The sequence below is a fragment of the Herbaspirillum sp. NPDC087042 genome, assembly GCF_044745245.1.
In the GTDB taxonomy this organism is placed as follows: domain Bacteria; phylum Pseudomonadota; class Gammaproteobacteria; order Burkholderiales; family Burkholderiaceae_D; genus Herbaspirillum.
On sequence record NZ_JBIUZW010000001.1, the window covers coordinates 907078 to 921169 of the forward strand.

8 protein-coding genes are annotated in these 14092 nt (G+C 64.2%); 1 reads left to right on the top strand and 7 read right to left on the bottom strand.

All coding sequences use genetic code 11. The features are described 5' to 3' along the window. Positions 1-13 precede the first annotated feature (13 nt). Positions 14-5812, bottom strand: a complete 5799-nt coding sequence (locus tag ACIPHN_RS04005; RefSeq protein WP_400433183.1) for an alpha-2-macroglobulin family protein — start codon at positions 5810-5812, stop codon at positions 14-16. Positions 5813-6048: 236 nt separating this feature from the next. After that, positions 6049-6930, bottom strand: a complete 882-nt coding sequence (locus ACIPHN_RS04010) for a LysR substrate-binding domain-containing protein (protein ID WP_400433028.1) — start codon at positions 6928-6930, stop codon at positions 6049-6051. 130 nt (positions 6931-7060) lie between these two features. Here ACIPHN_RS04010 and ACIPHN_RS04015 point away from each other — a divergent pair, with 130 nt between their 5' ends. Then, complete coding sequence (locus ACIPHN_RS04015) at positions 7061-8242, top strand: MFS transporter (protein ID WP_400433031.1); 1182 nt, start codon at positions 7061-7063, stop codon at positions 8240-8242. A gap of 109 nt (positions 8243-8351) precedes the next feature. On the opposite strand, the gene ACIPHN_RS04020 is transcribed toward ACIPHN_RS04015, so the two are convergent. From ACIPHN_RS04020 to hflK, 5 genes are all read right to left on the bottom strand, one after another. Further along, positions 8352-8885, bottom strand: coding sequence for a phosphoribosyltransferase (locus tag ACIPHN_RS04020; protein WP_400433034.1), 534 nt, complete (start codon positions 8883-8885; stop codon positions 8352-8354). Between the two features lie 129 nt (positions 8886-9014). Beyond that, on the bottom strand, positions 9015-10328 hold the full coding sequence (locus ACIPHN_RS04025) for an adenylosuccinate synthase (protein ID WP_400433037.1): 1314 nt from the start codon (positions 10326-10328) through the stop codon (positions 9015-9017). 3 nt (positions 10329-10331) lie between these two features. After that, on the bottom strand, positions 10332-11492 hold the full coding sequence (locus tag ACIPHN_RS04030; RefSeq protein WP_400433040.1) for an ATP phosphoribosyltransferase regulatory subunit: 1161 nt from the start codon (positions 11490-11492) through the stop codon (positions 10332-10334). Positions 11493-11753: 261 nt separating this feature from the next. Continuing rightward, positions 11754-12647 (bottom strand): protease modulator HflC, encoded by an 894-nt coding sequence (gene hflC, locus ACIPHN_RS04035; protein ID WP_198981811.1) that lies wholly within the window; start codon positions 12645-12647, stop codon positions 11754-11756. Beyond that, positions 12647-14005: an FtsH protease activity modulator HflK gene (gene hflK, locus ACIPHN_RS04040; protein ID WP_400433044.1), complete on the bottom strand. Its 1359-nt coding sequence runs from the start codon at positions 14003-14005 to the stop codon at positions 12647-12649. The genes hflC and hflK overlap by 1 nt, the downstream gene beginning before the upstream one ends. Positions 14006-14092 lie beyond the last annotated feature (87 nt).

Consider the following 14092-nt stretch of genomic DNA (forward strand, 5'->3'; position numbering starts at 1 on the left):
GTGCGGGACAAGCTCACTGCCCCGCCTTCACGACCAGCCTGGCGTTGGGTACTTCACCGAACATCTCCGGCGCATACATGGCCTCGACCCGTGTGGGCGGCAGATTGAACTCACCGGCGTTGTTCAGGCGAACCGTATAGCTGATGCTGGTGCGGCCCTTGGGCATGGCTTCGTAGTAGGCGCGATAGGCGTCGAAACTGCGCTCTTCATAGGCCAGCCAGCCCATGCCACGATCGCGCGGCGCATCCTGCTTGCCCTGCGCGATCACCGAATCCCGGCCCAGGCCCGAGCCCAGCAGGCTGGCACCGCCCGGCACCGGATCGCTGACCACGACCCAGGTCATTTCGCTTTGCGCATCGATGTCCAGCGTCACGCGCAATACGTCGCCACGGGTGTAGACGCCGGCCTGCTTCTGCTCGACCGCCTCGACCTTGCGCGTGATGCGATAACCGGCAGCAAAGGGCTGCTTCAGCGGCACCGCCGCCAGGCTCTGCAAGGTGACCCAGGGCTTGCCACTGCCCTCCTGCGCCAGGAGCATCCTGCCGCCCTGGGCATTGCCGGCAGGCCAAGGCAGCTGCAACTTGCCACCAGCCGCAGCGCCGCTCCAGGACAGGCTCTGCGCGGCTGCACTGGCGCCGCTCTGCTCCAGCGTGGCGCGGGTGATGCCGGTGACCGGTTCGGACTCGAACTTGCGGGAGAACTTCTCCAGCGCCAGGCTGCCCCAGACGTTGGCGGTCGTGGTACTCCAGTGACCGCGCTGCTGGCGGGCGATGGCGCCGGCCACCAGGCGCGGCATGTCCTCGCGCCAGGCCGGGTTGTTCAGCTCCAGCAGGATCAGGCGGTTGGCGTTGGCGTCGCCGCTGCTCATGAGCCACCACCAGTAGTCCCCCTCTTCGTTGGAGAAGCCCATGCGCGTGCCCTGGAAATTCAGGCGGGCGCGCAGAATCTGCTCGGCCTCGTCGAGCTTCTTCTGGCGCTCGGGGATGGCGCTGACCCGCTGCAGGATCGCGATCCAGTCCAGCAGGCCCGAGGTGGGCCACTGGTTGGGATTGATCTGCAGCGACCCGAGCATGGCGGGCTGCACGCGGCTGTAGCGTGACAGCGCTTCCAGGGCGGCCAGCTTGCGCACATCCAGGTCCTTTTGCGGTGACCAGAAATCACGCATGAGCTTGCCTTCCACGAAGGCCGCCAGGCCATCGAGCATCTTGTCGCGGCTGGCGGGCGGGATGGCATAGCCGGCTTCATGGGTGGCCGCCAGCAGATAGGCGGTGAGCGTATCGCTGCCACGGCGCGTGCCACTGTCGGCGGGCGGGAAGTAATAGGCCAGGCCGTCGCCATCCAGGTAGGTAGGCAGGTCGGCCACGATCTTCTGCCAGGCGGCATCGTCACGCAGGCCGATGGCCTTGGAGGTCTTCTGCTCCAGGCAGGCGAAGGGATAGTCGGCGAAGTAGCGCGTCAAGGCATCGCTGCCACCGGCCAGGCTGGGCTTGAGCGCCACCGACAGGCCGCCGCGTCCCGGCAAGCTGTCGGCCGGTCGCGCAACAGGGATGGCCGCGCTCTTGTCCAGCTGGAACAGCGTGGCCTGCTGCACCGTGACCGGCACGGCCGGGATGACGCGCTGGGCAAACTTCATCGCATCCCTGGCCTTCTGGCCAGCCTGTTCCTGGGCGCTGATCTCCCAGGCCAGCTGGCTGATGCCTTCGGGCGTCTGCACCGGCCACATCACTTCGGCCGCCTGGCCGGCGGCGATGCTGATCTCGCGCTCCGGCAGGGTCAGTACCGACGCGGGCGTCTCGCCTTGTGCGCGGGCGACGACCTTGACCTTCATGTCATGGTCGGTGGTGTTGCGCACCGTGACCGTGCCATTGAAGCTGTCGCCCTCACGCACCAGCGGCGGCAGGCCGGAGATGACCTGCACGTCCTGCGAGGAGCGGATGCTGACGCTGCCGGTACCGAATTCGCTGGTACCGTTTTCGGCAATGGCGACGATGCGAAAGGAGGTCAGCGCATCGTTCAGGGGGACTTCGATCTGCGCGCGACCCTCGGCGTCCAGGGTCACATTGGGCTTCCACAGCAGCAGCGTGTCGAACAGCTCGCGCGTGGGCGCCCGGCCACCACCGCCACCGGCAGGCGTGGCCTTCTTGCCGTAGTGACGCTTGCCGATCACCTGCATCTGCGCGGTGGCGGTCTCCACGCCGTAGCTGCGCCGTTGCAGCATGGCGCGCAGCACGTCCCAGCTGCCATTGGGTTGCAACTCCAGCAGCGCCTCGTCCACCGCGGCCAGGGCGAACTCGCCACCGGCGGCGGGCTTGCCGTCGGGCCGTTTGACCTGCACCTGCACCTTGGCCACGGCACGGATCGGGTAGGTACTCTTGTCGGCGCTCACGCTCACTTGCAGGCGATGACCGGCATCGCCGACGTTGACTTCGGCGATGCCGAATTTCCATGCCGGCTTGGAGAGGTCGACGATGGGACCCGGTCCCTGGTATTCCCGGAACTCATGCCACCAGTTGACCGGTTCCTTCCAGCCCCATACGAAGAAGGAGTACCAGGGCACTTCACGCATGCGTCCGCGCACGGCCAGCACCGACACGTAGACATTAGGCCCGTACTCGGCTTTCATCGGCACGCTGATGGTGGGATCCTGCCCCGACAACTGCACTACGCGGGTATCGATGACGCCCTCGCGCTCTACCGCCACCAGGGCGGTCGCATGACGGAACGGCATGCGAACCTGGAAGCGCGCGCTCTCGCCGGGCTGGTAGTTCTTCTTCTCGGGCAGGATGTCGATGCGATCCTGGTTCTCGCCATCGAACCAGACTTCGCCGCGCCCGGTCACCCAGACCGAGGAGCGCGCCGAGGCGGCATTGCCATTGCCATCCTTGGCGCTGGCAATCAGTTCCACATTGCCGGCTTCGGCCAACTCTGTCTCGCAGCTGAACATGCCATGCTGGTCGCTCTTGCCCGAACAAAGCTTGCCGAGGTCTTGCGTGCTCTCGTCGTTTTCATAGGCATAGAAACCACCGACCATGCGCTTGCGGTGCGAGTTGGTCTTGCGCGCCTGGCCACGGATCTCCACCGACACGCTGGCCTGCGGCTGGCCGGCCGTATTGAGGGTGACGGCGGTGAGCGTCAACTTCTTCTTTACCGAGACCCAGTTGCCGGTGCGCAGGCCGACTACCACGGCCGAGGGCCACAGGGGCGTGACCGTGGAAATGGTCTGCACCTCGCCATTGGGGTCGCTGTAGCTCATCTCGGTAAGCAACTCCTGCGGGCGCGGCAGTGACGGCAGCTTGCCGATGACGGTGCGGCCGCTGCCGTTCTTGTCGAGGGTGACGGCGAGTTTGTCGGCGACGATCTTCTGGTCGTCGGCATTGCTGTCGTCATCGCTGCGCGGGGCGTCGAAGGAGAAGCCATCATAGCCACTCATGCTGAGGGCACGCGAACGCAAGAGACTGGAGACGCGCACCGCCTGGTTGGCCGCGCCACCGCCGTTGATGTAGTTCAGCTGCAGGTCCAGCGGCAATTCCTTGATGGCGACCTGGGCGCCCTTGGGGGGCGTGATGCGTCCCTGCATCAGCGGCAGGCGGAATTCCTCGACACGGAAGCTGCCGGTGACGTAGGTGCCGCGTCCGTATCCGCCCTCCGCGTCACCGTCGTCGGCCTGCGCATCGCCATTGGCATTGCTGTTGGCGTTGGCGTCGACCTTGCCCTGGTCCAGCACCACCTGATAGCTGCCCAGCTTGGCTTGCCTGGGCAAGGTGAAACTGGTCTCGGCGCTACGATTGCCGCGCCAGGTCAGCGGGAACTGGTATTGCTGGCCGCTACCCAGATGACTGATGCGCACGCGCGTGGGCAAGTCTTCCTTGCGCACCAGGCCGAAGCCCTGCAGGGTCTCGGTGCGGATCACATGCTTCATCGACACCGTCTCGCCAGCACGGAACAGCGTGCGGTCGAAGATGGTGGTGGCGCGCGTGGTGGCGGCGCGGTCCATGTCGGTGGGCAGGTTGAAACGCCAGGATTCGATGCCGTCGTTCCACGAACTGAGCGCGAAGGCCATGTCCTGGCGGCCCTTCTCGTCGGTCTTGCGGGCACTGACGAAGAGGCCGCCGATGCTGTCGGCATTGGCGGGGTCATAGGGGCGATGGGCGCAGGCGTCTTCCAGCGCGGGCATCATCGCCACGCCTTGGCTGTCGGTCTTGCCCTGCCAGAGTTGCGTGCCTTCGCAATTGGATACCCGCACCTCGGCATCGGCTACCGGCCTGGCATCATCCAGACGCGTCACCCACACCGCGCCATTGGCGCGTCCCAGCTTGACGTGGACCGCCAGGTTGGTCACCAGCGCGCTGGTGCGCACATACATGGGCTGCAGCTTGCCCAGCAGCGAGGCGCCCAGCTTCTGCGATTCCAGCTCAACCACATAGAAGCCCGGCTCCTTCAAGGGGATGCCGATCACTTCGAAGGGCCATTCGCCGTCCTTGGCGTCCTTCAGCGCGGGCAGTGCCAGCGTCTTCACGCCCGGCTCCCGGGCCAGCAAGCCGACGCTGCGTGAATCGACCTTCTTGGGATCGCCCCATTTCTCGTGGTACTTGTTCAGGCGCGTGAGCCAGGCGATCACGCCACGGTCGCCATCGACCTTGAGGTCAGCCACCTTGCCCGGCAACGCCCGGCCATCGGCCCCGCGCACCTGCAGGCCGGCCTCGACCCGGCGCAACGTGACCGGCAGTGTCGGGTCGGCGTTGAGTTCGATGATGCCAAAGGGCGCCGCCGGGAACTTGGCCAATGGCGGAAAATCGGCCAGCGCCGACTTCAGCGGGAAGGACGCGGCATTGGCCAGCGTGCGTTCGTCTTCATCCTTGAAGCCGGATGGCAGCGTGATGCTGAACTCGGACTTTTCCGGGAACGGTGGCTTGAAGCGCAGCTCGCGCACGGCTTCGTCCTTGTCGCCATCCAGGGTGGGCTTGATCTTGCCGGTCGTGGTATTCATCACCACCTGCTCGGCCAGCTTGCGCGGCACCGGGGAAGAGAAGGACAGGCTCACCGGCAGGATGGGCGAACAGGCGGCATTGGCGTTCTCACGCTGGCACGAGAGGCCGGCCGCGAATTCGCTGCGCACCTGGAAATTGAAGACCTGCGGCTGCGTGGTCACGATGGCCGGCGCCTGGGTGGCGGCGATGCCGCGATCCCAGACCAGCTTGACGTGCGCATCGTTGGGCAGGCGCTGCTGGCATTGCACGATGGTCACCGCCGCCGGATCGGCGTTGCTGGCGAACTGTTGCAGCAAGGCCTTGCGATCGGCGTCACCGACGGCCTTGGTGGGAATGCGCTCGTTGATGCCTTCAGCCTCGCAGTACAGGTGCTCACGCACAGATGCTGCGGTGGCGGGACCGTTCTGGGTCAGGATGAAAGCCTGGTCTTCGGCGATGCGCGCACCCTGGTAGGGTTGCACCTGTCGCACGGCCGGACCGCCGGTGCTGAACTGGAAGCGGGTCTTGCCGGCCACTGCGTTGCCGGCCACCGACCGCGCATCGATACGCAGGTTGAAACTGCAGCGGGTACCGGGTGGCAGGTCGCGCTCGAAGTCATAGACCCAGTTCTTCTCGTCGGCCCAGCGGGCGGTGCCGGCCACGGCGCAATCGGCGTCGAAGGGAGAGGCGGCCTTGGGATCGCCGAACTTGATCATCGCTTCGGAAAACCGCGCCCGCACCTGGCGGATGCGTTGCACCTCGCCCTGCGGCGAGAATGACAATATGCTGGCCGTGGCGGCGTGCGCCTGGGTACCCGGTAGCAGCGTCGCCGCACCCGTACCCATCCAGATGGCGGCCAGCCATGCAAGCTGTGCCAACGGCCGCTTCAGGGACGAGGACCATGGGTGGCGGCTTGAGGGTGGCGCCGGGAACTGTGCTGCGGCCTGGCCGGTTTCCGTTTGCTTCATCTTCTTCTCCGGGTCGATCTGGATGTCGTGGTGGCCACAGGTCGCATTCCCCCTGGTGGCGATGCTGGCGCTCAGACTGGATTTACGGCAAAACCTTGCAGCTCTGAAGACTATCAGAGCCTGTCCTGCAGGAAATCGAGGAAGCAGCTGATGCGCCGGGACAGCTGGGTGTTGTGGTAGTAGACCGCCGAAATCTTCTGGCGATAGCCGCTATCGTAATGCTCCAGCACGCGCACCAGACGGCCTGCCGCAATATCGGCATCCGTCATGAAACTGGACAGGCAGGCAATGCCCTGCCCGTGCAGCGCCAGCTGGCGTATCGTCTCGCCACTGGAGGCGCGGATGGCCGGCCGGGTCTGGTAGCGGTCGCCGGCGCTATGACGCAGGGGCCAGTGGTTCAGCGTCTCGGGTTGGGAAAAGCCGATCAGCTGATGCTGCTCCAGCGCCTCCACCGAATCGGGCGCGCCATGGCGCTCCAGGTAGGCCGGGCTGGCCACGATGTTCAGGCGCGCCGAGCTGAGCGCACGGGCATGCAGGGTCGAATCCTGCAGCGCACCGATGCGAATGGCGATGTCGGCCCGCTGCTCCACCAGGTCGATGAAACGGTCGTTGGTGGTCAGTTCGAGTTCGATATCGGGATAGCGGTCGCGAAACTCGCCCACATGCGGCACCACGCAGTGGAGCATGAAGGGAGCCGCCGCATCCACGCGCAGCTTGCCGACCGGCTTGCGGGTGCGAGTGCGGATGGTCTCCTCGGCCTGCTCCAGCGCCGCCAGGATGCTGCGGGCCTGTTCCAGGAAGGCACGTCCCTCCTCGGTCAGCTCCATGCGCCGGGTGGTGCGGGTCAGGAGGCTGGCGCCCAGCTTCTCTTCCAGCCGCGACAGCGCCCGGCTCACCCCCGAAGTGGTCTGCTCCAGCACTTCGGCGGCGGCCGACAGGCTGCCTGCCTCGACCACGGCCACGAAGGTGCGCAATTCTTCGGACTGAATACTCATTATTGACTCCGGATCAAATATTCTTTGATTCTAACGGTATTTTTCTCAACAAAGAGCACAGGCACAATCCGTCTCACTGCTGGCAGACCGCCCTGGCCTGCCACCCTACCCAACACAGAGAGGATTTGCCATGCCAATTGCACTTTGGGCGCTGACCATCAGCGCATTCGCCATCGGGACCACCGAGTTCGTCATCATGGGACTATTGCCGGAAGTCGCGGCCAACCTGGGCGTGAGCCTGTCCTCGGCGGGCCTGCTGGTGACCGGCTATGCGCTGGGCGTGTTCGTCGGCGCCCCGCTGGTGACCGCCACCACCGGCCGCCTGCCACGCAAGACGCTGCTCATTGCCCTGATGGTAGTCTTCGTGATCGGCAACCTGGCCTGTGCGATTGCCCCCGGCTATGCCACGCTGATGATAGGTCGCGTGGTGGCCTCCTTCGCCCATGGCGCCTTCTTCGGCGTGGGTTCGGTGGTGGCAACCAGCCTGGTCCCCAAGGAAAAGCAGGCCTCCGCCATCGCCCTGATGTTCACCGGCCTGACCGTGGCCAACGTGCTGGGTGTGCCCTTCGGCACCTGGCTGGGCCAGAACTACGGCTGGCGCGCCACCTTCTGGGCGGTGACCGTGATCGGCATGATCGCCCTGGCCGCCACGGCGATGCTGGTACCGCGTTCGCAAGGCGGTGAAGAAGCCGATTTCGGCAAGGAAGTGCGTGTACTGATGCGCCCGCAGGTGATGCTGGGGCTGTTGATGACGGTGCTGGGTTTTGGTGGTGTATTCGCGGCCTTTACCTATATCGCCCCTATCCTGACCGATATCAGCGGCTTCCCGCCCTCGGCCGTCTCGCCCATCCTGCTGCTGTTCGGCCTGGGCCTGGTGATCGGCAATCTGGCCGGTGGCAAGCTGGCCGACAAGAAGCTCATGGCCACCCTGCTGGCGAGCCTGGTGATGCTGGCCATCGTGCTGGTGCTGTTCGGCCTGACCAATGAACACAAGATCGCGGCCATCATCGGCGTGGGCCTGATGGGCATGGCCGCCTTCGCCACCGTGCCGCCGCTGCAGATGCGCGTGCTGGAAAAAGCCACCGGCGCCCCCAACCTGGCATCCTCGGCCAACATCGCCGCCTTCAACCTGGGCAATGCCGCCGGCGCCTGGCTGGGTGGCGTCACCATCGACCATGGCCCGGGCCTGCATGCAGTGCCGTATGTAGCCGCCCTGCTGCCGCTGGCCGGGATCGTGGTGGCCCTGCTGAGCTGGAAGCTGGATGGCCAGCCCGCCAAGGTGGTGAACCGCGCCGGTGCAGAGATCTGCTGATTCCGCCCTGCCTCGCCTGCCCGCATCCTGTGCGGGCGAAAAAAAAGAGCTTGCCGCGGCAAGCTCTTTTTACGTGCGGAGATGATGCTCCAGGAATGCTCCCGGGGTATCAGGCCCCACCCTTCTTGATCCAGGCCGCCAGCTGGTGCGGACCCAGGCCGTCGTACTCTTCGAAGGGCTGGTGGATCCACGGATTGGTGGGCAGGTAGTCGATGTGGAAATCAGGCTCCACGATCGAGCAGGCCTTCCACCACACTACGGCGCTCTTGATCTCGGTGACCGAGGGATAGTGTTCCTTGAGGTGGACCATCACCTTCTGCAGGGTGACGCCGGAATCGACCAGGTCGTCCACCAGCAGGATGCGGCCGCCCAGCGTGCCCTTGGTGATCGTGATGTACTTGGCGATGTCCAGCGAGCTGCGGATGGTGCCGGCCGCTTCGCGGTAGGAGCTGGTCGACAGGATCGCCAGCGGCACATCGAAAATGCGCGACATCACGTCGCCCGGACGCAAGCCGCCGCGCGCCAGGCACAGCACCTGGTCGAACTGATAGCCGGATTCATAGACCTTCAGCGCCAGACGTTCGATCAGGCGGTTGTAGTCGTCCCAGGAGACCCACAGGTCTTTGTCGTCGGAGATCTTCATAGTTTTTCTTGCTTCGTGTTGCTGTTGTTACGTCGTTATTGCGTTATTGCGTTATTGCATCATTACGTTGTTACGTTGCGCTGGCCACTTACGATCAAGTGACCAGCACCGCGTGACTTGACTGCCAGATTACTTGAACGGGTGACGCAGGACGATGGTCTCTTCGCGGTCAGGACCGGTGGAGATCATGTCGATGGGCACGCCCACCAGTTCCTCGATACGCTGGATGTAGGCGCGGGCGTTGGCCGGCAGTGCGTCCAGCGACTTGGCGCCGACGGTGGTCTCGGACCAGCCCGGCATTTCTTCGTAGATCGGTTCGCAGGCAGCGGCTTCTTCGGCGCCGACCGGGAAGATGTCCACGGTCTTGCCGTTGAGCTTGTAGCCGGTGCACAGCTTGAGCGACTCCAGGCCATCGAGCACGTCCAGCTTGGTCAGGCACATGCCGGAGACACCGTTGATCTGCACCGAGCGCTTCAGCAGCGCGGCATCGAACCAGCCGCAACGACGCGCACGGCCGGTGACGGTACCGAATTCATGACCCACGGAAGCCAGGTGCTTGCCGGTACCCACATCGGTGGGCAGTTCGGCCGGGAACGGGCCCGAGCCGACACGGGTGGTGTAGGCCTTGGTGATGCCCATGATGTAGTGGAGCATGCCCGGGCCCACGCCAGCGCCGGCGGCGGCATTGCCGGCCACGCAGTTGCTGGAGGTGACGAACGGGTAGGTGCCGTGGTCGACGTCCAGCAGGCTGCCTTGCGCGCCTTCGAACAGGATCTTGCCGCCGGCATTGTGGATGGCGTACAGATCGCTGGAGACGTCGGTGACCATGGGCTTGATGCGCGGCACATTGGCCAGGGCGTCGTCCAGGGTCTTCTGGTAATCCACCGGCTGGGTCTTCAGGTAGTGGGTCAGCACGAAGTTGTGGTAGTCCAGGTTGGCCAGCAGCTTCTCGGCGAAGCGCTTTTCGTTCAGCAGGTCCGCCACGCGGATGGCGCGACGCGCCACCTTGTCTTCGTAGGCCGGGCCGATGCCCTTGCCGGTGGTGCCGATCTTGGCATCGCCACGGGCGGCTTCACGCGCCACGTCCAGGGCCACGTGATAGGGCAGGATCAGCGGACAGGCGTCCGAGACCTTCAGACGCGAGCACACTTCCACGCCGGCGGCTTCGAGCTTGTCGATCTCGCGCAGCAGGTCGGGCACCGACAGCACCACGCCATTGCCGATGTAGCAGGCCACGCCTTCGCGCATGATGCCCGAGGGAATCAGTTGCAGCGCAGTCTTCTTGCCGCCGATGACCAGCGTGTGGCCCGCATTGTGGCCACCCTGGAAGCGCACCACGCCTTGCGCGTGATCGGTCAGCCAATCGACGATCTTGCCCTTACCTTCGTCGCCCCATTGCGTACCGATGACGACGACATTCTTTGCATTGCTGTTCTGTAACATGACTCAACCCAAGTTTTTGATAATCCAGTTTCCATTGCTGAATTCGAGTGCGCGGTCGCAATCGAATTCGTCCTGATCGTGTTCGTGGCCGGGAAGGCTTTGGATCACGATCTCTCCCGTTTGACGCAATTGCGCTATTTTCTCACGCAGACCGGCTTCCCTGCCCCAAGGGGCGAGGATGGCGCGTTTTCTTTCTGCACCTGGCATCAGGCGTGCCAGTTCGCGCAGGTCCAGGGAGAAGCCGGTGGCCGGACGTGCGCGGCCGAAAGCTTCCCCGACATGGTCGTAGCGGCCGCCGCGCACCACTGCATTGGGCAGGCCCGGCACGTAGGCGGAGAACATCACGCCGCTATGGTAATGGTATCCGCGCAGGTCGGCCAGATCGATGGTGACGGCCGCGCCTTCGTGGCCAGCGGCCAGCTCTACCAGCGCCTGCAGTTCGTCCAGCGCCTGGGCGATGCCCGGCAGCGCCGGCAAAGTGATGCGGGCGCGGGCGATGACGGAGAGGTCGCCATACAGGTTGGGCAGCGCCAGCAACGCGGCGCGGGTCGATTCCTGGTAGTCGGCGGTGATTTCCTTGAGCCCCGGAATATCCTTGGCCTCCAGCAGGCCGAACAACTGGGCTTCCTGGCGCTTGGCGGCGGGATCATTGGCGATGATGGCGCGCAACACACCGACGTGGCACAGGTCCAGGCGGATGGTGCGCATGCCGGCCAGGGCCAGCGAATTCAAGGCCAGTTCCTGGATCTCGGCGTCGGCTTCGATACCGGCATGACCGTAGATCTCGGCACCGATCTGGATCGGCTCGCGGGTCGCGTGCAGGCCCGTGGGACGGGTATGCAGGACGCTGCCGGCGTAGCACAGGCGGGTCACCGAGGCACGATTGAGCAGGTGGGCGTCGATGCGCGCGACCTGGGTGGTCATGTCGGCACGCACGCCCAGCGTGCGGCCGGAAAGTTGATCGACCAGCTTGAAGGTGCGCAGGTCGGTGTCCTGGCCGGCACCGGTGAGCAGGGACTCGAGATACTCCAGCAGCGGCGGCATGACCATTTCGTAGCCGTAGAGGCGGAAATTGTCGAGCAGGCGCCGGCGCAGTTCCTCGATCTTGCGCGCTTCTGAGGGCAAGACGTCGGCAATGTTTTCAGGAAGAAGCCAGTTAGGCATAGACGAAAATAAAAGCAGAAAAAAAACGGACTATTGCATCGGGGTATCGCAAACAGCCACATGGACGCAGGGTCTGGACGAAAAACCGGGGCGGTCGGGAAATCCTGCCGCCCCTGCTCCCACATGCCGGGAAGATTGCATCCAGGCACATTATCTCGGACCAAAAAAGGAAAGATGCCCTCTACCAGCGGCATCCATCCTGATTGCCCTGCCCGTCCCCGTGATGGCGGCGGCACGGCACTGTTCGCATGTTACTTGAACTTACTTCTTGGAGGTACTCGCGCTGCCGCCTCCGATGCCTTTGAAATATTTAAAGAATTCCGAGCTAGGATCCACCACCATCAGATCGTGGCGGTTCTTGAAGCTGGCGCGGTAGGCTTCCAGGCTGCGGTAGAACTTGAAGAACTCGGGGTTCTGGCCGAAGGCCTGGGCATAGATCTGCGACGCCTTGGCATCACCGGCACCACGGATCTTCTCGGACTCGCGATAGGCTTCAGCCAGGATCACCACGCGCTGGCGATCAGCATCGGCACGGATCTTCTCGGATTCGGCCGCGCCGGTCGAACGCAGCTCGTTGGCCACGCGCACACGCTCGGACTTCATGCGCTCGAACACCGAGTTGTTGATCTGGTCCACGTAGTCCACGCGGCGCAGGCGCACGTCGATGACTTCCACGCCGATCTGCTTGGCTTCGTTGGCCACGCGGGCCTGGATCGCATCCATGACGTTGTTGCGCTGGCTGGAGATCACTTCACGCACGGTGCGCTTGGTGATCTCGTCGTTCAGGGCGGCCTTGACGATCTGCGACAGGCGGTCCTGGGTACGACGCTCGTCGGCGCCGAAGCTCACGAAGTACAGGCGCGGGTCGATGATACGCCACTTGACGTAGGCATCGACCAGCACGTTCATCTTCTCGGCGGTGATGAAGCGGTCGGCGTCCGGCGTATCCAGAGTCTGGATGCGCTTGTCCAGGTACATCACGTTCTGGAACGGCGGCGGCAGCTTGAAGTGCAGGCCGGGTTCGTTGATGACCTGCTTGACTTCGCCGAGGGCGAAGACGATGGCCGAGGAACGCTGGTCAACCACGAAGATCGTGGACGAGGCCAGCCAGATCGCGACGACCGCGACGATGACGGAAGTGACGAGGCGGCCCATCAGCGCACCTCCCTTTCGCGGGCTTCGCGGGGATCGCGGTTTCTCATGTCACGCATCAGCTCGGAAGAATACACAGTGTCATTTCCCGCATTCGGATTGATGGGAGCCGTGCCCACGCCGGCTGCCGACTGGCCGGCCGACGACGCGGCGGGCTTGGCATTGGGCGCGGCATCATTGCCGGTCTGCTGGATCAGCTTGTCCAGCGGCAGATACAGGAGGTTGCTGCCACTCTTGGCATCGACCATGACCTTGGTGGTGTTGGCGAAGATCTGCTGCATGGTCTCGATGTACATGCGGTCACGGGTGACGGCCGGTGCCTTGGCATAGGCTTCCTGCACCTGGTTGAAGCGCGAGGCATCACCTTCGGCATTGGCCACCACGCGGGAGCGGTAGGCTTCGGCTTCTTCCATCAGGCGCGAGGCGGCACCGGAAGCGCGCGGGATCACGTCGTTGGCATAGGCCTGGCCTTCGTTCTTGAGGCGCTCACGGTCCTGGCCAGCCTTGACGGCGTCGTCGAAGGCCGCCTGCACCTGTTCCGGCGGCTGCACGCCCTGCATGGTCACGTTGGTGATCTGCACGCCGGACTTGTAGCGGTCCAGGATCTGCTGCATGCGCTGGCTCACGTCCAGCGCGACCTTTTCACGGCCCTCGTAGAGCACGAAGTCCATCTTGCTGCGGCCGACGATCTCGCGGATGGAGGTCTCGGCAACCTGGCGCACGGCATCATCCGGATCGCGGTTGTTGAAGAGCCATTCGGCGGCATTCTTGAGCTTGTACTGGACGGCGAACTGGATGTCGATGATGTTTTCATCATCGGTGAGCATCAGCGATTCCTTCAGCTGCTTGTTGCGCACATTGCCACGATAGCCGATCTCGGCCGTGCGGACCTGCGACATGTTGACGATGTCGTGGCCCTGGATGGGATACGGCCAGCGCCAGTTGAAGCCGGGCAAGGTGGTATGGCTGTAGCGACCGAAGGTGGTGACCACGGCGGTCTGGCCTTCCTGCACGATGAAGAAGCCGCTGGCCAGCCAGAGGAAGGCCACGATGATGGCGATCACGCCCACGCCGATGCCGGCGCCCTTGACGTCACCGCGATTGAAACCGCCGCCACCGCCATCGGAAGAACCACCGCCCTTGCGACCGAACATGCCGGCCAGGCGCTGGTTGAAATCGCGCCAGAGCTGGTCGAGATCCGGGGGGCCGTCGTTGTTGTTGCCGGACGGTTTTTCTGGCCGTTTGTCGCCGTTACTTCCGTTATTCTGATTCTCGCGGTTGTCGTTTTGCGAACCACGTCCCCATTGGGGGTCGTTCAACGAAAACTTGACACCGATTTTCCTGAATAAAGACACAAGCATGCGTTTGCGATCCGGCTGTAGTGATTGATTAAGAGAATCAAGGAGGAATGCGCGCCAGGAACGTGCGAAAAGCCGTTCCCTCGAACG